The organism is Beijerinckia mobilis, assembly GCF_000745425.1.
GTDB lineage: Bacteria > Pseudomonadota > Alphaproteobacteria > Rhizobiales > Beijerinckiaceae > Beijerinckia > Beijerinckia mobilis.
Genome location: NZ_JQJH01000002.1, coordinates 183,459 through 209,443, shown reverse-complemented (window position 1 = coordinate 209,443; position 25,985 = coordinate 183,459). Strand labels below are relative to the sequence as shown.

25 protein-coding genes are annotated in these 25,985 nt (G+C 59.3%); 20 read left to right on the top strand and 5 right to left on the bottom strand.

All coding sequences use genetic code 11. The features are described from left to right. Positions 1-53: 53 nt before the first annotated feature. Positions 54-1,160, top strand: coding sequence for a flagellar motor protein MotA (locus DL88_RS03160; RefSeq protein ID WP_245270613.1), 1,107 nt, complete (start codon positions 54-56; stop codon positions 1,158-1,160). After that, a complete protein-coding gene (locus tag DL88_RS03155) occupies positions 1,160-2,155 on the top strand; it encodes a peptidoglycan -binding protein (protein WP_034991540.1) in 996 nt (331 codons plus the stop codon). Before DL88_RS03160 ends, DL88_RS03155 begins: the two co-directional genes overlap by 1 nt. Positions 2,156-2,253: 98 nt before the next feature. Here the strand turns inward: DL88_RS03155 and DL88_RS03150 are convergent, their stop codons facing one another. Continuing rightward, positions 2,254-3,255, bottom strand: a complete 1,002-nt coding sequence (locus tag DL88_RS03150) for an MBL fold metallo-hydrolase (protein ID WP_034992150.1) — start codon at positions 3,253-3,255, stop codon at positions 2,254-2,256. 188 nt (positions 3,256-3,443) lie between these two features. After that, a complete protein-coding gene (locus tag DL88_RS03145; protein ID WP_034991537.1) occupies positions 3,444-4,106 on the bottom strand; it encodes a MarC family NAAT transporter in 663 nt (220 codons plus the stop codon). 434 nt (positions 4,107-4,540) lie between these two features. Here DL88_RS03145 and ffh point away from each other — a divergent pair, with 434 nt between their 5' ends. The 4 genes from ffh (at position 4,541) to trmD (ending at position 7,999) form a co-directional block, all read left to right on the top strand. Further along, positions 4,541-6,259 (top strand): signal recognition particle protein, encoded by a 1,719-nt coding sequence (gene ffh / locus DL88_RS03140; RefSeq protein WP_034991532.1) that lies wholly within the window; start codon positions 4,541-4,543, stop codon positions 6,257-6,259. A 72-nt stretch (positions 6,260-6,331) separates the two neighbouring features. Beyond that, positions 6,332-6,694 carry a 30S ribosomal protein S16 gene (gene rpsP / locus DL88_RS03135; protein ID WP_034991528.1) on the top strand — a complete coding sequence of 121 codons (363 nt, stop codon included), beginning with the start codon at positions 6,332-6,334 and terminating at the stop codon, positions 6,692-6,694. A gap of 5 nt (positions 6,695-6,699) precedes the next feature. After that, positions 6,700-7,302 (top strand): ribosome maturation factor RimM, encoded by a 603-nt coding sequence (gene rimM, locus DL88_RS03130; RefSeq protein ID WP_034991526.1) that lies wholly within the window; start codon positions 6,700-6,702, stop codon positions 7,300-7,302. Beyond that, positions 7,250-7,999 carry a tRNA (guanosine(37)-N1)-methyltransferase TrmD gene (gene trmD, locus DL88_RS03125; RefSeq protein WP_245270595.1) on the top strand — a complete coding sequence of 250 codons (750 nt, stop codon included), beginning with the start codon at positions 7,250-7,252 and terminating at the stop codon, positions 7,997-7,999. Before rimM ends, trmD begins: the two co-directional genes overlap by 53 nt. A gap of 22 nt (positions 8,000-8,021) precedes the next feature. Here the strand turns inward: trmD and DL88_RS03120 are convergent, their stop codons facing one another. Then, on the bottom strand, positions 8,022-8,258 hold the full coding sequence (locus DL88_RS03120) for a hypothetical protein (RefSeq protein WP_034991522.1): 237 nt from the start codon (positions 8,256-8,258) through the stop codon (positions 8,022-8,024). Between the two features lie 151 nt (positions 8,259-8,409). Here DL88_RS03120 and DL88_RS03115 point away from each other — a divergent pair, with 151 nt between their 5' ends. The 6 genes from DL88_RS03115 to DL88_RS19180 all read left to right on the top strand — a co-directional run bounded on the left by DL88_RS03115 (position 8,410) and on the right by DL88_RS19180 (position 14,801). Beyond that, on the top strand, positions 8,410-8,883 hold the full coding sequence (locus DL88_RS03115; protein WP_034991519.1) for a J domain-containing protein: 474 nt from the start codon (positions 8,410-8,412) through the stop codon (positions 8,881-8,883). Positions 8,884-9,048: 165 nt separating this feature from the next. Further along, positions 9,049-9,765 carry an SH3 domain-containing protein gene (locus DL88_RS03110; RefSeq protein ID WP_034991517.1) on the top strand — a complete coding sequence of 239 codons (717 nt, stop codon included), beginning with the start codon at positions 9,049-9,051 and terminating at the stop codon, positions 9,763-9,765. A 67-nt stretch (positions 9,766-9,832) separates the two neighbouring features. Beyond that, positions 9,833-10,519, top strand: coding sequence for a hypothetical protein (locus DL88_RS19185; RefSeq protein WP_051955531.1), 687 nt, complete (start codon positions 9,833-9,835; stop codon positions 10,517-10,519). A 342-nt stretch (positions 10,520-10,861) separates the two neighbouring features. Then, positions 10,862-11,287 (top strand): hypothetical protein, encoded by a 426-nt coding sequence (locus DL88_RS03095; RefSeq protein WP_034991514.1) that lies wholly within the window; start codon positions 10,862-10,864, stop codon positions 11,285-11,287. Between the two features lie 665 nt (positions 11,288-11,952). Then, positions 11,953-13,164, top strand: a complete 1,212-nt coding sequence (locus tag DL88_RS03090; RefSeq protein WP_051955530.1) for a methyltransferase domain-containing protein — start codon at positions 11,953-11,955, stop codon at positions 13,162-13,164. A gap of 32 nt (positions 13,165-13,196) precedes the next feature. After that, positions 13,197-14,801 carry a CmcI family methyltransferase gene (locus DL88_RS19180; protein WP_169741526.1) on the top strand — a complete coding sequence of 535 codons (1,605 nt, stop codon included), beginning with the start codon at positions 13,197-13,199 and terminating at the stop codon, positions 14,799-14,801. Positions 14,802-14,890: 89 nt separating this feature from the next. Here DL88_RS19180 and DL88_RS03080 read toward each other — a convergent pair whose 3' ends face one another. Beyond that, entirely contained in the window at positions 14,891-15,751 is an 861-nt protein-coding gene (locus DL88_RS03080; RefSeq protein WP_034991512.1) for a prephenate dehydratase, read from the bottom strand. Positions 15,752-16,101: 350 nt separating this feature from the next. On the opposite strand from DL88_RS03080, the gene DL88_RS03075 reads away from it, so the two are divergent. The 8 genes from DL88_RS03075 to DL88_RS03045 all read left to right on the top strand — a co-directional run bounded on the left by DL88_RS03075 (position 16,102) and on the right by DL88_RS03045 (position 23,986). Continuing rightward, on the top strand, positions 16,102-16,647 hold the full coding sequence (locus DL88_RS03075) for a c-type cytochrome (protein WP_034991510.1): 546 nt from the start codon (positions 16,102-16,104) through the stop codon (positions 16,645-16,647). Positions 16,648-16,679: 32 nt separating this feature from the next. Then, the gene (locus DL88_RS20115) at positions 16,680-16,994 is read left to right on the top strand and encodes a hypothetical protein (protein ID WP_156970907.1); all 315 of its coding nucleotides are present in this window, start codon (positions 16,680-16,682) and stop codon (positions 16,992-16,994) included. A gap of 4 nt (positions 16,995-16,998) precedes the next feature. After that, positions 16,999-19,014 (top strand): extracellular solute-binding protein, encoded by a 2,016-nt coding sequence (locus DL88_RS03070; RefSeq protein ID WP_156970906.1) that lies wholly within the window; start codon positions 16,999-17,001, stop codon positions 19,012-19,014. Positions 19,015-19,033: 19 nt separating this feature from the next. Then, a complete protein-coding gene (locus DL88_RS03065; RefSeq protein ID WP_034991508.1) occupies positions 19,034-20,125 on the top strand; it encodes a microcin C ABC transporter permease YejB in 1,092 nt (363 codons plus the stop codon). Position 20,126: 1 nt separating this feature from the next. Beyond that, positions 20,127-21,332: an ABC transporter permease gene (locus tag DL88_RS03060; protein ID WP_084704849.1), complete on the top strand. Its 1,206-nt coding sequence runs from the start codon at positions 20,127-20,129 to the stop codon at positions 21,330-21,332. A gap of 7 nt (positions 21,333-21,339) precedes the next feature. Further along, complete coding sequence (locus tag DL88_RS03055) at positions 21,340-22,983, top strand: ABC transporter ATP-binding protein (protein WP_034991506.1); 1,644 nt, start codon at positions 21,340-21,342, stop codon at positions 22,981-22,983. Positions 22,984-23,084: 101 nt separating this feature from the next. After that, on the top strand, positions 23,085-23,468 hold the full coding sequence (locus DL88_RS03050; RefSeq protein ID WP_034991505.1) for a DUF423 domain-containing protein: 384 nt from the start codon (positions 23,085-23,087) through the stop codon (positions 23,466-23,468). Positions 23,469-23,599: 131 nt separating this feature from the next. Then, a complete protein-coding gene (locus DL88_RS03045; RefSeq protein WP_051955528.1) occupies positions 23,600-23,986 on the top strand; it encodes a response regulator in 387 nt (128 codons plus the stop codon). Positions 23,987-24,224: 238 nt separating this feature from the next. Here the strand turns inward: DL88_RS03045 and DL88_RS03040 are convergent, their stop codons facing one another. Further along, a complete protein-coding gene (locus DL88_RS03040; RefSeq protein WP_034991503.1) occupies positions 24,225-25,676 on the bottom strand; it encodes a porin in 1,452 nt (483 codons plus the stop codon). Positions 25,677-25,985 lie beyond the last annotated feature (309 nt).

The following is a 25,985-nucleotide window of genomic DNA, read 5'->3' as shown; positions in this document are numbered from 1 at the left end:
AGGGCGATCAGGCTTCCCTCAAACGGGCTCCTGTCGCGCAGCGGATGATCGTCATGGCTCCTCAATCGTCAAAACCCGCCAGGCTTGCTCTTTCCTCACCCATTCTTTTTCTCATTCGCATGCTGCTGTTTCTCGCCGCCGCGGGAAGCGTGGTTTTCTTTCTGCAGCAACAGATCCTGCATGCCTTCATGGCCAATCCCGGTCTCAACGGGCTCATTACCGGGGTTCTGGCGCTTGGCATTCTGCTCGGCCTCAGGCAAGTGACCCGGCTGTTTCGTGAGATCCGCTGGGTCAATGCCACCGCGCGCGGCATGGGCGCCGCGGTCCGCCGGCCGGTCCTGCTCGCGCCGATGGCGAGCCTCCTTGGCGACCGTGCGCCCGGCGCGCCGATCTCGACCCCGACCTTGCGGACGATTCTCGATTCCGTCGGTACGCGTCTCGACGAGGCCCGCGACATGGCCCGCTATCTGACGGGGCTTTTGATCTTTCTTGGCCTGCTGGGCACTTTCTGGGGACTCGTCGAGACGGTGGGATCGCTCGGCTCCGTCATCCGCACCATGCAGACCGGCACTGATGCGGCCCTGATGTTCGATGATCTGAAGAACGGACTCGCCGCACCGCTCGCCGGCATGAGCATATCCTTCACATCGTCTCTGTTCGGCCTTGCCGGCTCGCTCATTCTGGGCTTTCTCGATCTGCAGTCGGGCCAGGCGCAAAACCGGTTCTATAATGAACTCGAGGATCTGTTGATGGCGAATACGCCGGAGGCGCTCGGTATCGAGGCCGCGCCGGAGGAGACGGCGGCTCGCTCCGCGCAGCCGTCCATGCCGGGACACGATGACATTCCGCTCGAATTGCGCCTCGCACTCGAAAAGATCGCCGCCGTGGCCGATCAGAGCCAGGCGCGGGCGACGGCGCTCGCCATCGCCAATCTTGCTGAGGGGATTCAGGGGCTCGTCCTGCATATGCGGTCCGAGCAACAGATGCTGCGCGATTGGGTGGAAGCGCAGGCAGAGCACAGCCAGAAGACCCAGACCTTGCTGCAACGCCTGATTACCGAGCGCCTGAGCGGAGAAGGAACAGGTGGCGAGAGAACAGGTAGCGAGAGAAGCGGTGCCGAGCGATCAAGCGCCGACATGTTGAAACGGGAGCCTTATTAATGCGCCGATTTGGCCGCAGGCAGGAACGCCAGATCGATTATTGGCCGGGCTTCGTCGATGCGCTTTCGACCATGCTGCTCGTCATTATCTTCCTTCTGTCGATGTTCATGCTCGCCCAATTCTTTCTTTCGCGCGAGATGAGCGGCAAGGACCGGGCCTTGACGCGGCTCGATCGCCAGCTCGGCGATCTTTCCTCGCTGCTCGCCATGGAGCATGATGCCAAGGAAAGAGCCGAGCAGGAAACCGGCACGCTCAAGGCCACTCTCAAGGAGACGCAGGAAGCCGCGCAGAAATCCGAGGCCGAGGCGCAAGCGCGCGCGAAAGATTCCAGCGCGGCACTTGATAGCGAAAAAGCGCAGTCGGCCGAGGCACGAAGCCAGGTCGAAACCCTCAACCAGCAGCTCGGCGCGCTGCGGCAGCAGCTCACGGGCCTGGAAACCGCACTTTCCGCCGCCAAGGAGCGCGACCAGCAAGATCAGGTGCAGATCGAAAATCTCGGCCGGGAACTCAATGCCGCGCTTGCCCAGAAGGTGCAGGAACTCGCCCGTTACCGTTCGGATTTCTTCGGACGCCTGCGTCAGGTGCTGGGCGATCGCCCCGATCTCAGGACTGTCGGCGACCGTTTCGTCTTCCAATCGGAACTACTCTTCAGCTCCGGCCAGGTGCGGCTGAGCCCCGAGGGCCATAAGGAGCTCGACGCGCTGGCCGCCGCGCTCAATGATCTCGCCAAAACCATTCCGGCGGATATTCCCTGGGTGATGCGGGTCGACGGCCATACCGACAAGAAACAGATCCGCTCGGCGCAATTCCCCTCAAACTGGGAGCTTTCCACCGCGCGGGCGCTTGCCGTCGTGCATTATCTCATCGACAAGGGCGTGCCGCCGGACCGGCTCGCGGCGGCAGGTTTTGGTGAATTCCAGCCGCTTGATCCGGGTGACAGCGAGGAAGCCCTGAAACGCAACCGCCGGATCGAATTGAAGATCACCGAGAAATAGCGCCGGTTTACATTAAATCCTCTTGATTTCCGACCTATTGGAATCAAGAAGGCCTGTCGGGGAGCCAGGTCGCAATGAGTCCTGCTCATTGAGAGCTATTACGCCTCCGGGACGTCAAAAACCTCTCCGGGGCGCTTCACCTGAAAATGGCCGGGCTCGATACCCGCGCGCTCCAGCGAAACGGCGAGGCGTTTCGGCGGTTCGTCGATCGCCTCATCAGTGAGATGGAACGTGCCCCAATGATGGGCGAGCGCATAGCTCGCACCGCAATCCTGAAAGATGCGCACAGCCTCTTCGGGATCGACATGATGTGCCCGCATGAACCAGCGCGGCTCATAGGCGCCAATGGGCAGTAGCGCCAGCCGGAACGGCCCATGCTTGACCCGCATCGCGCGGAAGATTTCGCCATGGGCATAAGCGGTATCGCCGATGTGATAAATGCCTCCGGCGGGCGTCTCGATGACGAAAGCCGCCCAAAGCGCCATGCGGCGGTCACGAAGGCCGCGCGCCGACCAATGATAACAGGGCTCAACATGGACGAAGACGTCGCGGCCGAGGCCGACGCGGGCGCCCCAGTCATGGGCTTCGACGCGGAGTTTCGCATCGTGGCGGCGGATGATGTGGTCGTTGCCGAGCGGGGTGATGATACGGGCATCGGGAAACAGCGACAGGGTCGCGAGATCGAGATGATCGTAATGATTGTGGGTGACGAGGATCGCGTCGATCGGCGGCAGATCCTCGATGGCAATCCCCGGCGCGTTGACGCGTTTCGGGCCGACCGAACGGAACGGGCTCGCGCGCTCGGAAAAGATCGGATCGAGCAGAAGATTGAGCCCCTGCGTCTGCACAAGAAAACTGGCGTGGCCAATATAGGAGACCCGCAATTCTCCGCCTTCGACACGGGCGGGCGGACGATCCCGCGCCGGGCTTGGAAAAGCCGAAGGCCATTGCGCGCCGCGCGTTTTCCCAAGCCGCCATTTCAGGAAAGCGCCCAGCCGGCTGCCCTGATCCTCTTGGCGGTCATGCTGCCCCGGCACGAAAAAACGCATGCCGTCGAAATGATCCGAACGGGGGCCGTCATAATAGGGATTGCGGGGCATGCCGGGTCCAATTGCATCCATGCGGGGTCAAATGGCCCCTCCGACGGTACGGGAAGGGAGCGCACCCGAAGGTCCGCCGGGAAAGAAGAGCGGGACGGACCAGAGATCCGTCCCGGAAAGATAGGAAAGCCGCCACGCGCTTGAAAGAGCGGGGCAGGCCGCGGACCCGGATCAAATGACGAGCAGCCTCACGATGCAGCGGAGGCGGTGAAAGACACGACGAAATCGCGGACACCCGAGGCGATGAACTGCACCGCGACGCAGGCCAGGAGAAAGCCCATGATCTTGGTCACGGACTGAATACCGGCCTCGCCAAGAAAACGGGCGATCCGCGAGGCCCCGGCAAGCGCGAGATAGGCGCAAAAGATCGTGATGCCGATGCCGCAGAGGACGACGATATAGCCGAGAATGAGGTGATTATCGGGAATCGACGACCCGTATCCCATCACGACGGCAATGGAACCGGGACCGGCGAGGCTCGGCATCGCGAGCGGGGAAAAAGAGAAATCCATATCGGCCTGTTTGATCGCGTCAGCCTTTTCCGGCCCCTCGTCCTTTCCCGCAAACAGCATGCGGAAAGCGATGACGAGAATGATCAGACCGCCCGCGATTCTGATTCCCGCGAGCGAAATGCCGAACAAGGCGATAATGCCATTGCCGACGAGCAGGAAGGCCGCGAGGATCGCAAAGGCATAAAGCGAGGCCCGTACCGCCTGCTGATGTTTGCGGGCTTCCGACATTCTCCCCGTCAGGCTCAGGAACAGCGGAATCGTGCTCAAGGGGTTCATGATCGGCAGGAGCCCGATCGCAACGATGGCGACATAGCGGAGCGCCAGAAAAAAGAGATCCATGGACAGCCTCTGTTAGTGAGCCTTTCGCCCGATGCGCCCCAAAATTCCTCTCAGGGCTGTAATTCACGCGTCGCGGTTCAGGCGAAACATCGGCAACACAGCCGGGAACCAGCTCTTTGTCGCTCATAGGGCTGGCTTCGTGAAGCCCCTTCCTGGGTTTGGCTCCGAGAAGCCCTTTCCCACACTTGACGCGCCACCTCCCGATCATTAGTTTCCTCAGCTTCCATGCGGATTTTCTCCGGTTTTCCGGCGTCAACACCGCATCCGATGACAAAGCCGGCTCCGCGATTGGATCCGGTCACGCCCGGCAGCGCGTTGCGCCCCCGGGCGCGTTTTGCGTTGCGCAAACGGGTTTTCACGCCTCTCGGCCAAACATTGACCAAGGGGGTTCAGGGTCACGGCCGCCGTCGCGGCGGTTCATGCGGGAGAGGCAGATGTTCGAAGGACTTTCCGAAAGGCTTTCCGGCGTTTTCGATGCCCTGACGCAACGTGGCGCCCTCAATACCGAAGATATCGACATCGCCCTGCGCGAAGTCCGCCGCGCTCTGCTCGAAGCCGATGTCGCGCTCGATGTCGTGCGCTCCTTCATCGACAAAGTGAAGAATCGCGCGCTCGGCGCCAATGTCGTCAAATCGGTGACGCCCGGCCAGATGGTCGTGAAGATCGTCAATGACGTGCTGATCGAAACCCTGGGCAAGAGCGCCGAGCCGATCGATCTCGACGCCGCTCCGCCGGTCGGCATCATGATGGTCGGCCTGCAGGGCGCCGGCAAGACCACGACGACGGCGAAGATCGCCAAGCGGCTGACCGACCGTTTCAAGCGCCGGGTGCTGATGGCCTCGCTCGACGTCAAACGTCCGGCCGCGCAGGAACAGCTCGCCGTGCTCGGCAGGCAGATCGATGTCGCCACTCTGCCCATCGTGGCGGGCCAGACGCCGGTGCAGATCGCCCATCGCGCCGAACAGGCGGCGCGTCTGCAGGGCTTCGACGTCGTTTTGTTCGACACGGCCGGACGCACCCATATCGACGAAGCCCTGATGGCGGAAATGGCGGAGATCAAGGCCGCCACGCATCCCCATGAAATCCTGCTCGTCGTCGACGCCCTCACCGGCCAGGACGCCGTCAATCTCGCGAAAAATTTCGACGATCGCGTCGGCATCACCGGCATCGTTCTGACCCGCATCGACGGTGATGGACGCGGCGGCGCCGCGCTCTCGATGCGCGCTGTGACCGGCAAGCCGATCAAGCTCATCGGTACCGGCGAAAAAATCGACGCGCTGGAAGAATTCTACCCCGACCGCATCGCCAACCGCATTCTCGGCATGGGCGATATCGTCTCGCTGGTCGAAAAGGCCGCCCAGACCATCGACGCCGAAAAGGCGGAAAAGATGGCTGCCCGCCTGCGCAAGGGCAAGTTCGATCTCGAGGATCTTTCCGAACAGCTCGCCCAGGCGGAAAAGCTCGGCGGTATCAGCGGCATTATGGGCATGTTGCCGGGCATGGGCAAATTGAAGGACCAGCTCGCCTCGGCCAATGTCGACGACAAGGCGCTGAAGCGCCAGCGCTCCATCATCCTGTCCATGACGCCGCAGGAGCGCCGCAACCCCGATCTCATCAAGGCCTCGCGCAAGAAACGCATTGCGGCGGGCTCCGGCATGAAGGTCGAGGACGTCAACAAGCTTTTGAAACAGCACCGGCAGATGGCCGATCTGATGAAGGCTTTCGGCGGCGGCAAGGGCAAATTGGGCAAAATGGCAGCCATGCTCGGCGGCGGACGCGGCATGCCGGGGCTTCCCGGCATGGGTGGTCTCGGCGGGATGGGTGGCCTTGGAAAAATGGGGCTCGGCGGCGGCATGCCCTCCCCCGAGGATCTCGCCGCGCTGCAGAAGCAGTTCGGCTCGCTCGGCCTGCCGGGTGCCGAGGCACCGGCAAAAACACCTGCCCAAGCTCCAGCCCCCTCGGCTGCTGCGCCAGCCGGCAAACCCGCCGCGGCACCCACCTCCTTGCCAAAACTGCCGGCCGATCCGGGAGCGATTTTCGGCACCAAAAGCCCTGCCGCCACTTTACCCGGAAAATCGAGCCCGCTGCCAGGGCTCGGCGGCGTGAAACTGCCAGGCCTCGGCGGTTTCAACCCTTTCGCCAAGAAGAAATAGGCTTCTGTTTCTCTTAACCTTTTTAACCCTTGCCCAGCATCGACAGGCATTCAACCAAAGTAGGAAAAATCCATGTCCCTGAAAATCCGGCTGGCGCGCGGCGGCGCCAAGAAGCGCCCCTTCTATCGCGTGGTCGTCGCCGACGCCCGCGCCCCGCGTGACGGCCGTTTCATCGAAAAGCTCGGCACCTTCGATCCGGTGAAGCCGAAAAACGCCGAAGACCGCATCGTGCTCGACGCGGAAAAGGTGAAGGAATGGCTCGCCAAGGGTGCTCAGCCGACCGACCGTGTCGCCCGCCTGCTCGATGGTCTCGACATCAAGAAGCGTGAGCCGCACAACAATCCGAAACAGGGCCTGCCGAAGAAGAAGGCGCAGGAACGCGCCGCTGCAGCCGCCGCCGCTGCCGCGAAGGCCGCAGAGGAAGCCGCCGCCTGACGCCGATGAGCGACGATCGCAGCCGGCGCATCCTCGTCGGCCGCTTCGGCGCGCCGCATGGCGTGCGCGGCGAATTGCGCCTGCAATCCTTCACCCAGGATCCGCAGGCGATCGGCGCCTATGCCCCGCTCTTCGACGAGAGCGGGCGCGGGCGCTACAAAATCGTGAGCCTGCGCCCGGTCAAGGGCACGTCCTTCGTTGTCCGCATCGAGGGAATCTCCACGCGCGAGGCAGCGGCGGCGCTCACCAATCAACCGCTTTATATCGAGCGGGACAACCTCCCCGAGCCCGAGGAGGAAGAATTCTATCTCGCCGATCTCATCGGCCTTACGGCCTTCGCCCGCGATGAATCCGGCGCCGAGCTTCCCTTCGGCCGCGTTAAGGACGTGCTGAATTTCGGCGGCGGCGATATTCTCGAAATCGAGCCTCCCGAGGGCGGAGAAACGATCCTCCTGCCGTTCACCCGGGCGGTCGTGCCCGAGCTTGATCTCGCCGCGCGCCGACTCGTCGTCATCCCGCCCGATGAGATCGAGGCGCGTGAAGACACGCCCACGGATGATGAAGACGCCACGGATAGCAGCGCGGAGCCCGGCCGTAGCGATGATTGATGCCTGCTGGGCTGCCAGCGTGTTCACTTTGTTTCCCGCCATGTTTCCCGGACCGCTCGGCCAGTCGCTTGCGGGCGAAGGCCTGCGCCAGGGACGCTGGTCGCTTTCCATTCATGATATTCGCGATCACGGGCTCGGACGCCATCGCGCCGTCGACGACACACCGGCGGGCGGCGGCCCCGGCATGGTCATTCGCGCCGATGTGCTCGCGGCCAGCCTCGATGCCAGCATCGCCACAGACGATCCGCGCCCGCGGCTTCTGATGAGCCCGCGCGGCAGACCCTTGACGCAGAGCCGGGTGCGTGCCCTAGCGCAAGGGCCCGGCGCCGTCCTGATCTGCGGCCGTTTCGAGGGCTTCGATGAAAGGGTGATCACGGCGCGCGGTCTCGAGGAAGTGTCGATCGGCGACTACATCCTGTCAGGCGGCGAAATCGCAAGCCTCGTGGTGCTCGATGCCTGCGTGCGGCTCCTGCCCGGCGTCATGGGCAAGGAGGCATCGGGCGAAGACGAGAGCTTCGAGCGCGGCCTGCTCGAATATCCGCACTATACACGCCCCCGCGAATGGGAGGGGCGCACCATTCCCGAAGTGCTTCTCAGCGGCGATCATGCCCGCATCCGCGCCTGGCGCGAGGCGGAGGCCCTGCGGATCACCCGCGAGCGGCGGCCGGATCTTCTGGAAACCGCCAGGAAAGACTGATTTCGGTTCGGATGAGGCGGTTTCAACTTGGATTACGGCTTGGCGCCTGCCCCATTTCGGCGGCTTGCGCCGCCCGCCGCAGGCTGTCGGCAAGCTGCCGCGTGCCCTCTGCGCGAAGGCCAATGCGGACATAAGTGCGCTCCCCCTCGGGCTCCTCGGAATTGACCGGCAATTCGAGCGTCAGCATCACCAGAGAGCCGGGCAGCGTATGGGTGGAAAAACCGATCAGCGGAAACAGGGTGATTTCTTCGTCGCTCATGAGACCTCGGCGCTTTCGGAGGGGCATGAGCCTCGATGCTACAGCAGTTTTGCACCGCATCAAGACTGTCGCCCAAAACTCTGACCATGGCTCGAATGATGCATAATTGATACGACGGCTCTGATGGCCGACTCATGCAAAGGCGCGCGGCATGACGGACAAAGAAGAATGGGTCGTCTGGAACGGCTCGCTGGGCATTCTCGTGATGGCAGCGATCGGTCTGATCGAGGAAGACGAATTCGGCCGTACCGCCTGTCTCGCCCCGCCATGGGAGGTCGTTGGCCCCTTCAGCCTCGATGAACTCGAAAAAGAGGGCAAGATCGCCTTCGGCGCCTGTCTCGTGATGTCGCGCCAGAGATGGCAGGAGGATCAAGCGGAGCTGCGCATCGAAGCCTTCAAGCTGCGCCGCTCCTTCACCCTGCAATTCGATACCGAAATCTATCAGGAACATCGCGAGGTCCTGAATCTGCCGCTCGAAGGCGCTCTCGAACCCGCCGAGATCAACGCCGCCTTCCGCCGCATGGCGAAGATCGCCCATCCCGACGCTGGCGGCAGCGACGAGGATTACCGCCGCATCGCCGAGGCGCGCGACGCGCTTCTGGAGCAATTCGCGCATGCGTCATGACCATTGACGCAAACCCCGCCATTGATAAAGGGCGGTAACACCCCCTCTCACAAGAGCCATAGTGGCGGCGATATCGTCATCATTGTATCATGACGCCCATCCAGAGTGACGTCCGTTGCGAAACGCTTGACCTTCGCCGGGACAGAACGTGATGGGAGGCAAACCATGCCGGTACGTCCTTGGGCCGCGTTGGCATTCGCAGGCCTCCTTTCGGCGATAGCGGCGCCCTCCGGCATCCTGCCTGCTCCCGCGCAGGCCGAGGCTGAACATAGCCGCCGGACTGTGGCCTTCACGAAGGGACACGCAAACATCCGCGGCCGTATCAAGGGCTATCATTTTATTGATTATGTCTTCCAAGGTGGCGCCGGCGAGTCGCTGAACGTCACCATGCACGCGAGCAATAACGCCTGTTACTTCAATCTTCTCGCTCCCGGAGAAACAGAGGTAGCCTTCTTCATCGGCTCCACGAGCGGCGACAGCTATCAAGGGACCATGCCGACGAGCGGCAATTACATGGCACGCATCTACCTGATGCGCAGTGCCGCACGGCGCAAGGAAACTTGTCATTTCACATTACAAATCACTCTCGGCGGCAAGCAGGCGACCAATGAAAAGGGACCGGACTATGCCGATGGCCTTACCGGCGGCCCCGATTTCTGGCAAGTAACCGGCGTTGCCACCGATGACATGCTGAACATCCGCAAGGATGCCTCCGCCAATGGGGTACTCGTCACGCGCGTCGCCAATGGCACGATCTTACGCAATCTCGGCTGCAAGAACAGCCGCGGCCAAAGATGGTGTCGGGTGGAGCAGGCCAAGGAGCCGAATACACGAGGTTGGGTCAATGGCCTTTATCTGCGCGAAGCGTCCGGGCCACGCTGACGATCCACGGTGACGATCCAGGCAATCCTCTCAAGCACCAGTGCGAAAACAAGGGAGAGATGTTCAGATGAAACTCGCTATCGCTCTTATCACCGCCTCGGCTACTTTGGCTTTTGTAAACGGGGCCGGTGCCGAAACAGCTTCGCAACGCGAATATAAGCGCGGATTTTCAGACTGTTCTCAAGGCAAATATGATCAGAACCAGCATGGCGCCTCCTATAAGAAAGGCTGCGCAGCCGCCGAGAAAAAGCAGGGCGGCAACGCCGCCGCGACGCCGGCACCTGCAACGGCGCCCTATGATGCAATGCTGGATAAATGCCGCGCACGCGCAGCCAGGGCCTATAAAGCCAGCGTCGGCATCATTAACGTAAAATATGAAGGGCAGCGCGTCGATGGTACGCATGCGGTCAATGGTTCTGTCGAAGGGCGTGATCCCCCCGCGACCTTCCAATGTTCCTTCAACCGTGCCGGTTCGAAGATCGTCAAATTTACCCGCGTATCCTCTGCCGCAGGCGCCGCACAAAAGCCAACGGAGACGAGTGACAACGTGCCCAGCGCGGATAAAAACGCCTGCCTGCAAAGCGTCAGGAAAACGACCAACAATTCAGACATCGTCATACTCGGTACGGAATTTTCCGAGGCAAATAATTCCGTAACATTCGGCGTCGGCCCCAAGCGTGCACGCTGGCGCTGCCTCGTCAAGCACGGCGCCGTCGTCGACGTCACCTCCCTGACCAATGAAGGCGCATTGTAACCGCAATTCCCACCGAACCAGATGTGATGGCAGTCGCGAAAACGCGAGCAATGCATTTTGGAATGGATGCGCCTGTTTCAAACAAACCGCCGGCGATACCTCCCCGTGGCGGAACCTTGGCCATTCGGGAAATGCCATGCTATATATTGTCCGAGGTCAGGCAAAAATGGTCAGTGTGTAAATGATCGGTCCGTGCTCGGGACTCTCTTCCCTTTACGGCCCAGCCAATGGCCACAGAGGAAAGGGAATGTTTATAAAATTTATCATTTCCCTGATAGGCGTCCTCATCACCGTTCCGGCCCTTGTCATTATAGCCACGCGAAGCAAGAGAGAAAGTTTCGGATGAAATTCGCCATCGCCCTCATCGCCAGCCTAATCGTTTTCATTTCTGTAAACGCATTTGGCATCGCGGCTGCCTCGCAGCGCGCATACAAGCAAGGCTATTCGGATTGCTGGCAAGGCCGATACGATCTGGATCAGTCCAGCGCATCCTACAAAAGAGGCTGCGACGCCGCCGCCTTCGCGGATTCGACGACATTTGTCAATGCAATGCTCGACAAATGCCACGCACGCGCGGTCGCGACCTATAGAGCGCGCGCCGAAGTCATCACCCTGAGATACAAAGGACAGCGCGGCGACGGCACCCAGCAGGTGAACGGCTTGGTGTTCGGCAGGAATTCCTCCGCAACCTTCAAATGCTTCCTCGATCAGACCGGCTGGAGAATCGTGAAATTCATCCGCCTGCCCTCCGCCGAAGACGCCCTGTAAAAGCTGGCCCCGACCGACGATTGTGTGTTTGCGGACGAAGCCTTGGCAATTTTAGAACTGTCGTGCTATATTTGTTTTATAGTCAGGTGAATATGGCCAGTCTCTCAAACAATCAACCCCTGTTCTGGGGCCTATCCCATTCACGGGCCAACCGATGGCACGAGGATGGGAGGGAAACTTTACGAAAATCGTCAATTCCCCGGCACGCGCTCTCACACCCATTCTGCCCCTCACCGATGCCGTCCAGAAACTCTGTGAGGACGAGGCATTGCAACTCTTCAAAATAGCGGCCCGTCATAGTAGAAAACTAGCCGTTTATCCCTCGCCGTCATCCATCTCGGAAAGCAGAGTTGATCAGGACCATTCCACCGCGCCATTCTCGGCAACTAATGGTATGCGGCAACCCTAATGCCTCGCTGGTATGGGAAGCGCACCCCAAATGGGCCAGGATGCAAGACTCATAAAATCCTTCTTTTCAAATTACTGGATAAGCGGCAAATATCGCCACAAGTGATCAACATGGTGCTCCCTGAGAACCTTACATTACCATCCGGAAATGCACGCAACATCCTATGAAAACATGTTAAAATGCTATCAGCGTTTCATTGCGAACAGCCCCATGGAGCAGCAGCTGCAGGTACGCGTGCTGGATGTCGGGGGAGCCGATGTCAACGGTAGCTATCGGACAATCTTTTCCGCTCCCCCATTTCGCCTATACGGCTGCCGACATCCACGCCGGGCCGGGCGTGCACATTGTCTGCGAGAATCCTTATCGCTTGCCTCTGGATGACCGCTCGATCGATATCGTTCTTTCAGGTCAGATGCTGGAGCATTGCGAATTCTTTTGGCTGGTCTTCGCCGAAATGATCCGTGTCCTGCGCCCGGGCGGTTTTCTGTTTCTCATCGCTCCCTCGGCAGGACCACAACACCGCTACCCAGTCGATTGCTACCGCTTCTATCCAGATGCCTATCGAGCGCTTGCCCGTTACGCCAATTGCTGCCTCTTGGATGTCTGGATGGATGAGCGCGGGCCGTGGCGCGATCTGGTCGGGGTGTTTCAGCGTCATGGCGCTCCTCCATCCGCGGCCTCGCTGCCGGCACAAACTGTCCTTGCGCCGGAAACCATCCCTCCGGCGAGCCCGGAAGAGGAACGGGTGCAGGGAGACACCTCCTATCTGTCGGTGCTGAAGGAATTACACGAGGCGATTAGCCCCCGGTGCTATCTCGAAATTGGTGTGCGGCACGGAAACAGCCTGCGGCTTGCGAAGGGGGCTGCGGTGGGAGTCGATCCCGCCCCGGCACTCGCCGAACCACTTTCGGACAGCATTCAACTGATAAAAAGCACGAGCGACGCCTTCTTCGACGGTCTAACCGCCGATGATCTTCCAGGTCCCGTGGATTTTGCATTTATCGACGGTTTACATCATGTCGACGCAGCACTACGCGACTTCATGCATATCGAGCGAATTGCTGCGCCGGATGCCATCATCGCCATTGATGATATTCTACCGAATCATACCACACAGGCCGACAGGAACCGCCGTAGCCGGGTATGGACCGGCGACGTATGGAAATTAACGGAGATCCTGCGCCGCTATCGCCCGGACCTGACACTGGCCCCGCTGAATACTTCTCCCTCCGGCTGCTTGCTGATAGCCGGCCTCGATCCGCAGAACCATATCCTATGGGATCTCTATAATCCTATCCTGCGTGAAGTTTCCAGCTGGCATGAGGTGCCGGAGGAAATTCTGCAACGCCGAGGTGTATTCTCACCTCAATCCAAAAGCTGGCGTGCATTCATTGATGCACTGACAAGCGGTATCGGAGGCCATAGCCGGACAGAGGCGCTGCGGCAACTCACTACCCAAACGGCTTGATGATTATTGTGTCCCGAGAACCCCCGCAAGAAATGAGCATCCCCACGAATTTGCCGCTATCGATTGTGGTCGTCGGCTATAAGATGGCAAGAGAACTCCCTCGAACAATCAGGAGTCTCTCTCCACAATTCCAACGCGGGATCGACGCGGCCGACTACGAGATCATCGTGGTAGACAATGGCTCGCCCTGCCCACCCGACGAGACCGACGTCCGCCAATGGTCCGCCAACGCACGTCTGATCGTGATGGAGCAGGCAACCGCCTCTCCAGTGGCTGCCATCAACAGGGGACTGGATGAAGCGAAAGGCGCGGTCATTGGCGTATTCATTGATGGCGCGCGCATGGCATCACCCGGCTTGTTGAGCGCGGCCTTAGGTGCTTCACAAATCCATCCCCGCGCGGTCGTCGGCACTCTGGCCTTTCACCTCGGCCCCGATGTGCAGATGCGCAGTGTACATGCGGGCTACGATCAGCTTGTCGAAGACGCACTCTTGGCGCAATGCCGATGGGAGGAAGACCCTTATCACCTTTTCGAGATTTCAGTATTCGCCGGTTCATCGGCCCAAGGCTGGTTTACTCTCCCCTCTGAAACCAATGCGCTCTTCCTTCACAGGGGGCACTGGCGCGAAATAGGGGGCTATGATTCTCGATTCATTACCCCCGGAGGCGGTCTCGCCAATCTCGATATTTGGGAAAGGCTTTGCTCCGACCCAACGGCTCGGATCATCATGCTATTGGGCGAGGCGACATTTCATCAGTTTCATGGCGGCATAGCCACCAATAATCCACAGTCACCCTGGCAAATATTTCACGATGAATATGTCGCACTACGTGGCAAGCCATTCACACCGCCGCAGAACGACCCTCTCCTCGTCGGCCGCCTTCCGCCAGCCGCCAAGTCCTCATTCGACCGATCAGTTGCGATTGCCACTCACACGATACCTCCTCATCCGCGCGATCCGGTAGCGCGCCCCTGCTCCATCGCCACTGGCCAGCGCGGCTTCGAAAGCTGTATTCCACCAGAACTGCTCGCCGGTATCCAGAACGGTGTGCTGCACAGCCGTTACCGCGACGTGCCGTTTTTGAAGAGTCCTTTCGACATCGCTTTGTATATGCAATTCTTTTCCCGGAAGAACTTCCACACCGTCATAGAAATCGGCAGCAAGTTCGGTGGTTCCGCCCTGTGGTTCGCGGATCTGATGAGCAATCATGGTCGTGATAACCCGCGGGTGGTCTGTGTCGATATCAAACCGCTTGCATCTTATACTGATGACCGGATCATTGTTTTAACCGGCGACGCTTCCAACCTGAAGGCGTGTCTCACATCGGATTTGCTGGCCGGCCTACGACACCCTTGGCTGGTGGTGGAAGACAGCAGCCATTTTTACGAGCAAAGTCAGGCGACGCTCGAATTTTTCCACGACTGGCTCCAGCCGGGGGATTATATAGTCGTGGAAGATGGCATAGTCACACATTTGACTGAAGAGATTTATCGCCGCTACGAAAATGGCCCTAACCGCGCAGTCAGTGATTTTCTTTTAAAGTATCCGGCCTCTTACCAGCTGGACACAGAAATCTGTGACTTCTATGGGCGTAACGCCACTTACAATCCCAACGGCTGGCTAGCGCGAGTCTGAAACCTGTCAGGATGGGGATGAGAACCCAACAGGCGTGCCACAAAGAAGCCCTCCAGCCCCCAATTCCACCCGTCACATACGGCCACGTACTACCCCTCGGCCGGCAGCCTGTGCTCACGGCGGAATGGATGGCCCGCATACACGCCCAATATCTTCAGTTCCTTGCAGAAGAAGGCGAGTTCCTCGAAGGCGAGCGCAAGGCTGCGTTCTTCCGGATGACCATCGACATCGGCGAGAAATTGCGTGGCCGTGAACGTGCCCTCGACCATGTAACTTTCGAGCTTGGTCATGTTGACGCCATTGGTGGCGAAACCGCCGAGCGCCTTGTAGAGCGCCGCCGGCACATTGCGCACGCGGAAGACGAAACTCGTCACCGTATCCGGCATCCCGAGCGGCGCCCATTCCGGAGTACGTGAGAGCACGACGAAACGCGTCGTATTATGGGCGGCGTCCTCGACATTTTCGGCGAGTACGTCGAGCCCGTAAATATCGGCGGCGAGTTTCGGAGCAAGCGAGGCACGGCTCTTGTCGCCCCATTCGGCGACTTCCCGCGCCGAGCCCGCCGTATCGCCGGCGACATGCGGGGAGAGTCCCAGGCGACGGATGATGGCGCGGCATTGGCCAAGCGCATGGACGTGACTGTAGACCGCGCGCAGATCCTCGAGCTTCGCGCCCCTCACGCCGAGCAGCTGGAAATGGATAGGCAGAAAATATTCCCCGACGATATAAAGGCCGGCGGTCGGCAAGAGATGATGAATATCGGCCACCCTGCCCGCGAGCGAATTTTCGATTGGAATCATGCCCAGCGCAGCGGTGCCGTCGCTGATCGCGCCGAGCGCGTCCTCGAAGGTCGCACAGGCAAGCGGTTCGTAATCGGGATAGACGTCCTGGCAGGCGATATGGGAATTGGCGCCGGGTTCGCCCTGATAGGCGATTTTCAAGGGCAACATGAATGATTTCCATCAAGGACCGGTGGCAAAATCTGTCGCGCCGGACCGATCACAGCTTCGTTGGTCGCGCTTAAAGATAAGGCAGCAAAAAATAGCAGGCTCCCGCTTTCATCCGAGTTGCCAAGCTCGCCGTAAAGCAGGTAATCAACGCCTGTAATGGACAGGCTTCCGTCAGATGCGTCAAGGCGCGCGTTGGCGCAAGCCCCGGATGAGCCTTGGCCCGCACCGGCCGCCGGCTCATCTGAACGGCCTGTTGAAGCTATGTCCAGGCGCGGGGGCGGGTGGCTTGCTTCTCCTCCCGATGCGAGATTGATGAGGCCTTGCAGAGGGGCTGAACAAAGGACCAAGGGATGTCATCCTTCGAGTTCAACAAATATGCTGGTGCGTTTTTTGGCAGCCTGCTCTTCGCCATGGCGCTCGTCACCGCTTCCGATCTGATTTTCGAACATCCCCCGCTCGCCAAGCCCGGCTATGACCTTCCGGGCGCGACCGAAGGCGGCGGCGAATCGGGGGGCGGCGAGGCGACGCCCGCAGTCGCGCCGCTGCCGGAGCGTCTTGCCAAGGCCGATATCAAGAAGGGCGAGGCCGACACCAAGCCCTGCCAAGCTTGCCATACATTCGACAAGGGTGGCGGCGCCAAGGTTGGGCCGCCTTTGTGGGGCATTGTCGACAGGCCAAAGGCCTCCGTCGCCGGTTTCGCCTATTCCGACGCGACCAAGGCCAAGGGTGGCAATTGGACGCTTGAGGATCTCGACGTCTTCATCACCTCGCCGAAAACCTTCATCTCCGGCACGAAAATGGCCTTCGGCGGTGAAAAGGATCCGCAAAAGCGCGCCGATCTCATCGATTATCTGAACACGCTTTCCGATAGTCCGAAGCCCCTGCCGACGAAATAATACCAGATCTCAATGAGAATGACTCATTGAGATTGAGTCCTGAGATTTGCCGCCGCGACTGCGCGGCGGTGGCTTCCCGCCGGATCTTGTTGATCCCGATCGATCGGCGAATCAAGCCTGCCACAATTGCGCAGGCCATTTCATCGCTTTTTGAAAAGCCGGGCTTTACCCGGCTTTTTCTTTGCGCCGTGAAGCCCCACCTCAATCCAACCTTTCCTTTCTTTCATGCGAGCGACTCTCGACTTCCCGCGTGCGCATGGCATATGAGTGGACAACCCTCTTATGCGTTTGTCGCGCGGGAGGCACCGGAGTTGCCCCTGGCCTTGATGATGTTCATTTCATCTTGAAGGGATGGCAATTCCGGTCTCGACCCTATGGCGCTCGTCACGCAACACGGTCGCGCCATTTCTGCCTCGACGGCCCTGCGGCCATAGCCTGGAGCGCGCCTTGCCCGGACGATCACCGTTCCTGCCCTCTCGCCGCCGCGCTCTGGAACTCGCGCTTGGTGGCCTCTGCGGCCTTTCCTTGCCCCTGCAATTCGTGAGAGACGCTGGGGCCGAGACGGCGGACCCCGCCGCGCAGGCGGGCAGCCTGGTGCCACAGGCAGGAGAGGCCTATGAATCGCATGGCCTGTCGATCTTCGGCGATCTCGCCCTGCCTGCCGATTTTCCCCATCTACCCTATGCTTACCCTGCGGCGCCCAAAGGCGGCATTTTCATCGAACAAGCCGGCTTCAATACGTTCAATACATTCAATGCCTTCATTCTCAAGGGCGACCCCGCCTCGGGTCTTGGTCTTCTCTTCGATACGCTGATGACCAGCAGCAGCGACGAGCCGGATGCACTTTATGGTCTCGTCGCCGAAAAGGTCGCGGTTTCCGCCGATCGCACCCTCTACCGGTTCTTTCTGCGCAAGGAAGCCCGCTTCCATGACGGGACGCCAATCAAGGCTTCCGACGTTGCTTTCTCGATCAATCTCATCAAGACCAAAGGGCATCCGATCCTGCGCCAGGGCCTGCGCGATCTCGAAAGCGTCGAGGCCGAGGCGGATGACATCGTCCGCGTACGCCTGCGCGCCGGCCACAGCCGTGAGGCGCCACTGACGGTGGCATCCCAGCCGATTTTTTCGCAAGCCTATTACAAGACGCATAATTTCGAGGAAACGACGCTCGAGCCGCCGCTCGGCTCCGGCGCCTATAAAATCGGTCCTTTCGAACAGGGCCGTTTCATCGCTTATGCGCGTGTCGAGAATTATTGGGGCAAGGATCTCCCGATCAACCGCGGCCGCCACAATTTCGATACCATCCGCTATGAATATTTCAATGATCGCAAAGTGGCTTTTGAGGCATTCAAGGCGGGCGTCTTCACCTATCGCGAGGAATTCACCTCCATCCTCTGGGCGACCGGCTATGATTTCGCGGCCCTGAAAGAGGGCAAGGTCAAGCGGGAGACGATCCCCGATCTCTATCCGCGCGGCACCCAAGGCTGGTTCTTCAATACAAGGCGCGGAAAGTTCAAGGATCCGCGCATCCGCCGGGCTTTGGGCTATGCTTTCGATTTCGAATGGACCAATGCCAACCTCATGTACAATCTCTACAAGAGGACGGTTTCCTATTTCCAGAATTCGCCGATGGAAGCGCGCGGCCTGCCGTCTGCGGCAGAAATCGCCTATCTCGACCCGTTCCGCAAGGACCTGCCGGAAGCCGTTTTCGGCGAGGCGGTGCTACCGCCTGTTTCCGATGGCTCCGGGCAGGACCGCACATTGCTGCGCGAGGCGAGCGAGCAATTGCGGCAGGCCGGCTGCACCCGCAAGGGCAACAAGCTGTTGCTGCCCGATGGCAAGCCGTTCGAGATCGAATTTCTCGGCTTCGAAACCTCATTTCAGCCGCATACGGCGGCCTATGTGAAAAATCTGAAACTGCTCGGTATCGATGCCGATTATCGCGTCGTCGATGCCGCCCAGTACAAGCGGCGAACGGATGAATTCGATTATGATATCGTCGTCGAACGTTTCGGCTTCGGCCTCACCCCCGGCGAGGACATGCGGCTGATTTTCGGCTCGGAATCCGCAGCAATTCCAGGCTCGCGCAATGTCTCGGGCATAGCCTTGCCTAGTGTCGACGCGCTCATTGAAAAGGCGCTCGTCGTCGATACGCGGGAGAATCTGACCGAAATCTGCCGGGCAATCGACCGCATCCTGCGGGCGCATTATTTCTGGGTGCCGATGTGGAACAATCCCAACCATCTGCTTGCCTTCTGGGACTTGTTCCAGCGGCCGCAACGCCCGCCGCGCTATGACGTCGGTGCGCTCACGACCTGGTGGTTCGACCCTGAACAAGCCAAGCGCATTGGCTGGCGCAAGCCGTAATCGCGTGACATCCTGAGCCATGGCCGCCTATATCGCCCGTCGCCTTCTCTTCATGATCCCGACGATTTTCGGGATCCTCCTGATCTCCTTCGTCATCGTCCAGTTCGCGCCGGGCGGGCCGGTCGAACGCGTGCTCGCGCAATTGCAGGGAACGGATGCCGGCGCCACCGCCAATATCGGCGGCGGCGGAGCAGCAATGGGCTCGGCCGGCACCAGCGATTTCTCCTCGAAATATCGCGGTGCGCAGGGGCTCGACCCGAAATTCATCGCCGAACTCGAAAAGCAGTTCGGCTTCGACAAGCCGGCCTATGAACGCTTTTTCCTGATGCTCGGCAATTATTTGCGCTTCGATTTCGGCCGTTCCTATTTCCGCGACGAGCCGGTCATCAAGCTGATCGCCGAGAAACTGCCCGTTTCGATCTCGCTCGGCCTGTGGATGACCTTGATCTCCTATGCAGTCTCGATCCCGCTCGGCATCAAGAAGGCAATTGCCGACGGCACGCGTTTCGACATGTGGAGCTCGGCCATCATCATCATCGGCTATGCCATTCCGAGCTTTCTCTTCGCCATTCTGCTCATCGTCCTGTTCTGCGGCGGTTCGTTCTGGCAGGTTTTTCCGCTGCGTGGCCTCGTTTCGGAAAACTGGGAGGAACTCTCCTGGCCCGCCCGCATCGCCGATTATTTCTGGCACATCACGCTTCCCGTGCTCTCGCTAAGCCTCGGCGCCTTCGCCACCTCGACCTTCCTCACCAAAAATTCTTTCCTCGACGAGGTCCGCAAGCAATATGTCCAGACGGCGCGGATGAAAGGGCTGAGCGATCGGCAAGTGCTGTATGGCCACGTGTTCCGCAACGCGATGATGATCGTCGTCGCCGGTTTTCCTGGTGCGTTCCTTTCAGCCTTTTTCACCGGCTCTTTGCTGATTGAGACAATTTTCTCGCTCGATGGCCTTGGGCTTCTGTCGTTCGAATCAATCGTCAACCGGGATTATCCGATCGTCTTCGCCAATCTCTATATTATGGCGCTGCTCGGCCTCGTCGTGAATCTTTTGTCCGATCTCACCTATATGTGGATCGACCCCCGCATCGATTTCGAGACGCGGGAGGTCTGACATGGAGGCCGTCTCGGATCAGGGTTTGACCAAACCGGCGCCTCCCGAAACCGGTGCGCCGCCAGTGACTCCCCTCGCGCCGCCGCTGCCGCCGCGTGGCCTGTTGCATCTGGGCCCGATCGGCCGCCGTCGTCTGGCCAATTTCACCGCCAACAGGCGCGGTTTCTGGTCATTGATCCTGTTTCTGCTCCTTTTCGGCCTGTCGCTTTGCGCCGATATCGTTGCCAACGACCGGCCCCTCGTCATTTCCTACAAGGGCGAATTGCTGTTTCCGCTGCTGCATGATTATCCAGAAGAGAAATTCGGCGGCTTTCTGGCCGAGACCGATTATCGCGACGCGGTCATCACAGACGAAATCAAAGCGCATGGCTGGATGATCTGGCCGCCGATCCGCTATTCCTACCGCACCATCAACCGCCATCTGCCGACACCCGCCCCCTCGCCACCGACCTGGATGCTGACCAAGGCGCAATGCGCCAGCGCCGCCGAACGTTTCGGTGGAGCCAACAAAGATAAAGGCTGCGGGGCGATCGAATGGAACTGGCTCGGCACCGATGATCAGGGCCGCGACGTGCTCGCAAGGCTCATCTACGGCTTCCGCCTGTCGGTGCTCTTCGGTCTTATCCTTTCGAGCATTTCCTCGATCGTCGGCATAGCGGCGGGCGCCATACAGGGCTATTTCGGCGGCTGGACCGATCTCATTTCGCAACGCGTGATCGAGATCTGGTCCTCGCTGCCGCATCTCTACCTGCTCATCATCGTGTCCTCGATCATCACGCCGGGCTTCTTCGTCCTGCTCGGCATCCTGCTCCTGTTTTCCTGGGTTGCGCTGGTGCATCTGGTCCGCGCTGAATTTTTGCGGGCGCGCAATCTCGAATATGTCAAGGCGGCGCGCGCGTTGGGGCTCAATGATCCCACAATCATGGTGAAACACGTTCTGCCCAACGCCATGGTCGCCACCCTGACCTTCCTACCCTTCGTCCTCAATGGCTCGATCACCACGCTGACGGCGCTCGATTTCCTCGGCTTCGGCCTGCCGCCCGGCTCACCCTCGCTCGGCGAATTGCTGTTGCAGGGCAAATCCAATCTCCAGGCGCCCTGGCTCGGCCTCACCGGCTTTCTGGTGATGGCCATCATGCTGTCGCTGCTCGTGTTCATCGGCGAGGCGGTGCGCGATGCCTTCGATCCGCGCAAAACCAGGGATTGACCCCGTGATGCGTGAAGACCAGAAAAGCGAAGAGACGCCCCTGCTTACGGTCGACAATCTCTGTGTATCCTTCCGCCATCACGGGATCACGCGGGCGGAGGATAGCGACGCGCGCGTCGTCTCGAACGTGTCCTTCACCCTGTCTCCCGGACGTACCCTGGCGCTCGTCGGCGAATCAGGTTCCGGCAAATCGGTCACCGCCTTGTCGTTGGTGCGGCTTCTCGGACGCAACGCCCATGTCAGCGGCCGGGCGCGCTTCAAAAATCACGAGCTCCTCACCTGTCCCGAAGCCGAGATGCGCACATTGCGCGGCGGCGCCATCACCATGGTGTTTCAGGAGCCGATGACATCGCTCAACCCGTTGCACAAGGTCGAGCACCAGATCGGCGAAATTTTGCGCCTGCATGGCCTGCACGGAACCGAGGCGATCCGCGCAAGGGTGGTGGAATTGTTGCAGGAAGTCGGAATCCGCGATGCGGAAAGCCGGCTCGATTCCTATCCGCATCAGCTCTCGGGCGGCCAGCGCCAGCGTGTCATGATCGCCATGGCTCTGGCCAACCGCCCCGATCTCCTCATTGCCGATGAGCCTACCACCGCGCTCGATGTCACCGTGCAGGCGCAGATCCTGACCCTGCTGCAGGAATTGCAACGCCGCTACGGCATGGCCATGCTGTTCATCACCCATGATCTCGGCATCGTGCGCAAGATCGCCGATGATGTCGCCGTGATGCGCAAGGGCGAAATCGTCGAGGCTAAGCCCACAGCAAGCCTGTTTGCGGCCCCCGAACATCCCTATACGCGGGCGCTGCTCGCCGCCGAACCAAAGGGTTCTGCTCCCGCCGATGATCCCGGCCGGCCGGTTCTCATCGAGACGAAAGACCTGCGTGTCTGGTTTCCCATCAAGACCGGGCTTTTGCGCCGCACCAGCGGCTATATTAAGGCGGTCGATGGCGTCACGATGACCTTGCGCGAGGGCCAGACCGTCGGGGTCGTTGGCGAATCGGGGTCCGGCAAGACGACGCTGGGTCTCGCGCTCCTGCGCCTCATTTCCTCGGAAGGGCCGATCGTCTTCCTCGGCCGGCGCATCGACGGGCTTGGGAATGCCGCAATACGGCCGCTGCGCGCCGACATGCAGATCGTCTTCCAGGACCCTTACGGATCGCTCTCCCCGCGCCTGTCCATCGCCGATATCGTCGCCGAAGGATTAGGGCTCAAGAATCACCATCTGTCACTGGCCGAGAAACGCGAAGCGGTCGCCAGGGCTCTGGCGGATACGGGTCTCGATCCCGCGACGATGGACCGCTATCCGCATGAATTTTCAGGCGGGCAGCGTCAGCGCATCGCCATTGCCCGGGCCATGGTGCTGGAGCCGAAATTCGTGATGCTCGACGAGCCAACCTCTGCTCTCGACGTTTCGGTACAGGCTCAGATCGTCGATCTTCTGCGTGATCTCCAGGCGCGGCGTGGCCTTTCCTATCTGTTCATCAGCCATGACCTGAAAGTGGTGCGCGCGCTCGCCAACGAGATCATCGTGATGCGCCAGGGCAAGGTCGTCGAACAGGGCCCGGCGCGCGAAATCCTCACCGCACCGAAAGAGGATTACACACGCGCCCTGTTTGCCGCCGCCTTCGACATGCAGGGACAGGCTTGACGCTTCCTTCTTCGGTTTGGGGCTCTGCTGCGCACCAATTTCTATCCGTGAAATCCGCCTCCCCGAGATTTCATCATTCCATTCGGAAGGAAGACTCTGTCATGTCCAGATGGTCCGTTCTTATTCTCTTCTTTGCTGGTCTTGCCGGTGCGGCAGGGCTCATCACGGCGGCGGCGGCGGCCCATGTCAATGCCGATCCGCTCCTGAATACGGCGGCGACGATCCTGCAAATCCATGCGGCGGCGGCTATCGGAATCATCGCTTATGCGGGGCAGCAACGGGAAGGCACGGGTTTTCAGATTGCCGCGTCGCTTTTGATCCTCGGAGCCAGTCTCTTCGGCGGTGATCTCATTTTCCACGTCTGGAGCGGCAATCGCCTGTTCCCCATGGCCGCACCGACCGGCGGCAGCCTTATGATCATTGGCTGGTTGATCGTCGCGATAACGGCTTTTATCCGTTTAGTCCGACTTGGCAAACGAGGATAATCCGCTATAGCTGAATGATTCTTTCTTATCACATTATTGTTATCTATCGTTACATTCCCTAATGGCCCGGCTCTGGACAAAGGCCGGGACCGAAACCACATCAGATCTATACACACGGTTCAGGAAGATTGATGGCCGGCGCCCTTGCAGCGAAGATACTTCCAAAGCCCCGCATATTGATCGTCGAGGATGAGCCTTTCATCCTGCTGACGCTTGAGGACATGCTTTCCGATCTCGGCTGCGAAGTCGCGGCCTCGGCAACACGGATCAGCGAAGCTCTGGAATTCATTGGCAACCGGCCGATCGACGGCGCCTTGCTCGATGTCAACCTCGGCGATCAGAAGATCGACCCCGTGGCGGATCGTCTTGCGGCAATCGGCTGTCCGTTTGTCTTCACGACAGGCTATGGTCGGTCCGGCGTACCGCATACCCATATGGAACGCGGCGTTCTCCAGAAACCGTTCCGGATGGATGATCTCGCCCGTGTCCTGCGTGATGAATTCAAATTCATCGCATAGACACTCGTTGGCAAATTGCTTGCCGGAGTCGGCCGCTCAGATTGTCGACCAACCCAAGTCGATCCCCAAATCGGCCGGAAGCCGATGCTCTTGAGAGTCGATAGCGCATCCAATGGATCCAAAGGTTGTTTGCACCTTTGGGTTTGATGCTCCGCTCAAAAAACCAGAGCATTTTCGGAGCATTGAAATCGCAAAGCGATTCAATGTTATCGGCAAATGCTCCAGGCTCTTTCCAGCTTCAATAGTTCCACTGCAATTGCATACGCAGGACGTTGGCGGCAAAATTATAATAGGGCGCCGTAAAGACATTCGTCCTGTTCATTTTCGCATAGCTCATCGTGAATTCGAGTTCCGGCCGGGGTTGCCATTCGAAACCGAATTCCCAGTCCCTTACGCGGCTACGCGGCGCGTTGGTCTGTGTTTTCACGCCTCCGTTGTAGTTCTGATACCGCACGAACGGAAACCAGATACCGGAATTGAGGACGTGATCCTCGATCTTGTAGGTCGCCTGCACGAAGCCGCCATTCAGGGAATGAGCTTCAATAGTGTTCATCTGCTCGTTCAGGCTTGGGCCTACACCCCAGTTCCATTCCGCCTGGATACCAAACGGTTGCGGATAAACAATACCGTGAACCTCGAACCGCTGATCCTTGAAACCGCTCGCATTATTACCAGGATTGATGACCGGAGTTCCGAAACCGGTGATGGCGGTTGGCGTCGCAACCTTATAGCGTCCAGTATAGCCGCCAAAGCCCGCCTCGACGACTTGGCCATTCTCGAATTGATAGGGATAGCTGAAACGTCCGACAAGATGAAGCTGTTGATTGAGTTCGGTGCGGTTGGCGCCCTGGCCATTGTAAACACCGAAGGCGACCACGCCGTAATCGCCGGAGCCTTTCAGATTATGCGAGACGAGATCACGAAAGAGCGGACGAATATGTTCCGGCGTGTAATAAAAGAAAATGCCGAGATCACGTTCGTCCTGACAGCATGTATTGAGGCCATCAGCGCGGTCGAGAGGAATACGGTTCTGGCTCGATTGAAGGTTCTCGAATCCGAAAGGAATTTTCGACTGACCAGGGCGGAACCTGAATTCCTTCTGTTTATCGATGAAAATATCCGCATAGGCGTCGCGCAGCTGGGCGAAATTGGAAGTGGTGGCACCGCCTGGCGTGCTGGCGAAATCAGGCTGTAAATAGAGATACAGGTGATCAGAGACATCGCCGCTGAGGACGAGGCGGGCGCGGCGCAGGAAGAATGAGCGGTTCTTGCCGACTGAACTGTCACCATAGGTTCTGACGACATCCCGGTTCCCTTCAAGAATCGGGTTCATCCGCAATTGTGTATAGCCGCGCAGACTCAGTTTTTCATACCAGGCCTTTTTAGCCGGTTGCACCGTCATCGCGGAATCAGCCGGACGGGATGCGACCTTCTCAAGCTTGCGATCGATTTCCTTTTCCTTGGCATCCAGCCGGTTCTTGATCGTCACCAGCTCCCGCCGGTTCTTTTCAGTTTCTTTCTGAACAGTCCCGCTGTCGCGCTGCTGGAATGTTCCGAGACGGATACGGTTCTTGCCCGGTTCGCCGTATATCTGCTTCGTATCCTTGTCCATGTAGAGTTCGAGAACCAGCGACTTGGCAAACGCATCCTGATTGGCATCGACGCCTATAGAGAACAGTCCACTGGCCATTGCCAGTGCCGTTCGTGACACAACCCCTCTCATTTCATTCCCCCGAAGTCAAAATTTCCCCGGAAGCATCCTCCCATGCCCCGTTATTAAATTAATTTTTAATTATATGAAGAATGTGAAGGTTTTTTATAAACGGCTTCGTGGGATGTTTTTCTGGACATACGAAACGGGAATAGAAGCAGAAATCATTACCCAAGATAGAAAGCTTGTGCTTGAATATACTATATTACTGCCAGTATTTTTGAGCTATTCTGGCTTTTGTGAAATGGGAGATTCAAACATCTTGCGCAACAAGGATGTTATTTTTCC

Excerpts from the sequence above, each read along its gene's own strand:
- DL88_RS03160 (WP_245270613.1), top strand. The coding sequence starts at position 54 with ATGGCTCCTCAATCGTCAAAACCCGCCAGGCTTGCTCTTTCCTCACCC.
- DL88_RS03155 (WP_034991540.1), top strand. The coding sequence starts at position 1,160 with ATGCGCCGATTTGGCCGCAGGCAGGAACGCCAGATCGATTATTGGCCG.
- DL88_RS03150 (WP_034992150.1), bottom strand. The coding sequence starts at position 3,255 with ATGCCCCGCAATCCCTATTATGACGGCCCCCGTTCGGATCATTTCGAC.
- DL88_RS03145 (WP_034991537.1), bottom strand. The coding sequence starts at position 4,106 with ATGGATCTCTTTTTTCTGGCGCTCCGCTATGTCGCCATCGTTGCGATC.
- ffh (WP_034991532.1), top strand. The coding sequence starts at position 4,541 with ATGTTCGAAGGACTTTCCGAAAGGCTTTCCGGCGTTTTCGATGCCCTG.
- rpsP (WP_034991528.1), top strand. The coding sequence starts at position 6,332 with ATGTCCCTGAAAATCCGGCTGGCGCGCGGCGGCGCCAAGAAGCGCCCC.
- rimM (WP_034991526.1), top strand. The coding sequence starts at position 6,700 with ATGAGCGACGATCGCAGCCGGCGCATCCTCGTCGGCCGCTTCGGCGCG.
- trmD (WP_245270595.1), top strand. The coding sequence starts at position 7,250 with ATGATGAAGACGCCACGGATAGCAGCGCGGAGCCCGGCCGTAGCGATG.
- DL88_RS03120 (WP_034991522.1), bottom strand. The coding sequence starts at position 8,258 with ATGAGCGACGAAGAAATCACCCTGTTTCCGCTGATCGGTTTTTCCACC.
- DL88_RS03115 (WP_034991519.1), top strand. The coding sequence starts at position 8,410 with ATGACGGACAAAGAAGAATGGGTCGTCTGGAACGGCTCGCTGGGCATT.
- DL88_RS03110 (WP_034991517.1), top strand. The coding sequence starts at position 9,049 with ATGCCGGTACGTCCTTGGGCCGCGTTGGCATTCGCAGGCCTCCTTTCG.
- DL88_RS19185 (WP_051955531.1), top strand. The coding sequence starts at position 9,833 with ATGAAACTCGCTATCGCTCTTATCACCGCCTCGGCTACTTTGGCTTTT.
- DL88_RS03095 (WP_034991514.1), top strand. The coding sequence starts at position 10,862 with ATGAAATTCGCCATCGCCCTCATCGCCAGCCTAATCGTTTTCATTTCT.
- DL88_RS03090 (WP_051955530.1), top strand. The coding sequence starts at position 11,953 with ATGTCAACGGTAGCTATCGGACAATCTTTTCCGCTCCCCCATTTCGCC.
- DL88_RS19180 (WP_169741526.1), top strand. The coding sequence starts at position 13,197 with ATGAGCATCCCCACGAATTTGCCGCTATCGATTGTGGTCGTCGGCTAT.
- DL88_RS03080 (WP_034991512.1), bottom strand. The coding sequence starts at position 15,751 with ATGTTGCCCTTGAAAATCGCCTATCAGGGCGAACCCGGCGCCAATTCC.
- DL88_RS03075 (WP_034991510.1), top strand. The coding sequence starts at position 16,102 with ATGTCATCCTTCGAGTTCAACAAATATGCTGGTGCGTTTTTTGGCAGC.
- DL88_RS03070 (WP_156970906.1), top strand. The coding sequence starts at position 16,999 with ATGGCAATTCCGGTCTCGACCCTATGGCGCTCGTCACGCAACACGGTC.
- DL88_RS03065 (WP_034991508.1), top strand. The coding sequence starts at position 19,034 with ATGGCCGCCTATATCGCCCGTCGCCTTCTCTTCATGATCCCGACGATT.
- DL88_RS03060 (WP_084704849.1), top strand. The coding sequence starts at position 20,127 with ATGGAGGCCGTCTCGGATCAGGGTTTGACCAAACCGGCGCCTCCCGAA.
- DL88_RS03055 (WP_034991506.1), top strand. The coding sequence starts at position 21,340 with ATGCGTGAAGACCAGAAAAGCGAAGAGACGCCCCTGCTTACGGTCGAC.
- DL88_RS03050 (WP_034991505.1), top strand. The coding sequence starts at position 23,085 with ATGTCCAGATGGTCCGTTCTTATTCTCTTCTTTGCTGGTCTTGCCGGT.
- DL88_RS03045 (WP_051955528.1), top strand. The coding sequence starts at position 23,600 with ATGGCCGGCGCCCTTGCAGCGAAGATACTTCCAAAGCCCCGCATATTG.
- DL88_RS03040 (WP_034991503.1), bottom strand. The coding sequence starts at position 25,676 with ATGGCCAGTGGACTGTTCTCTATAGGCGTCGATGCCAATCAGGATGCG.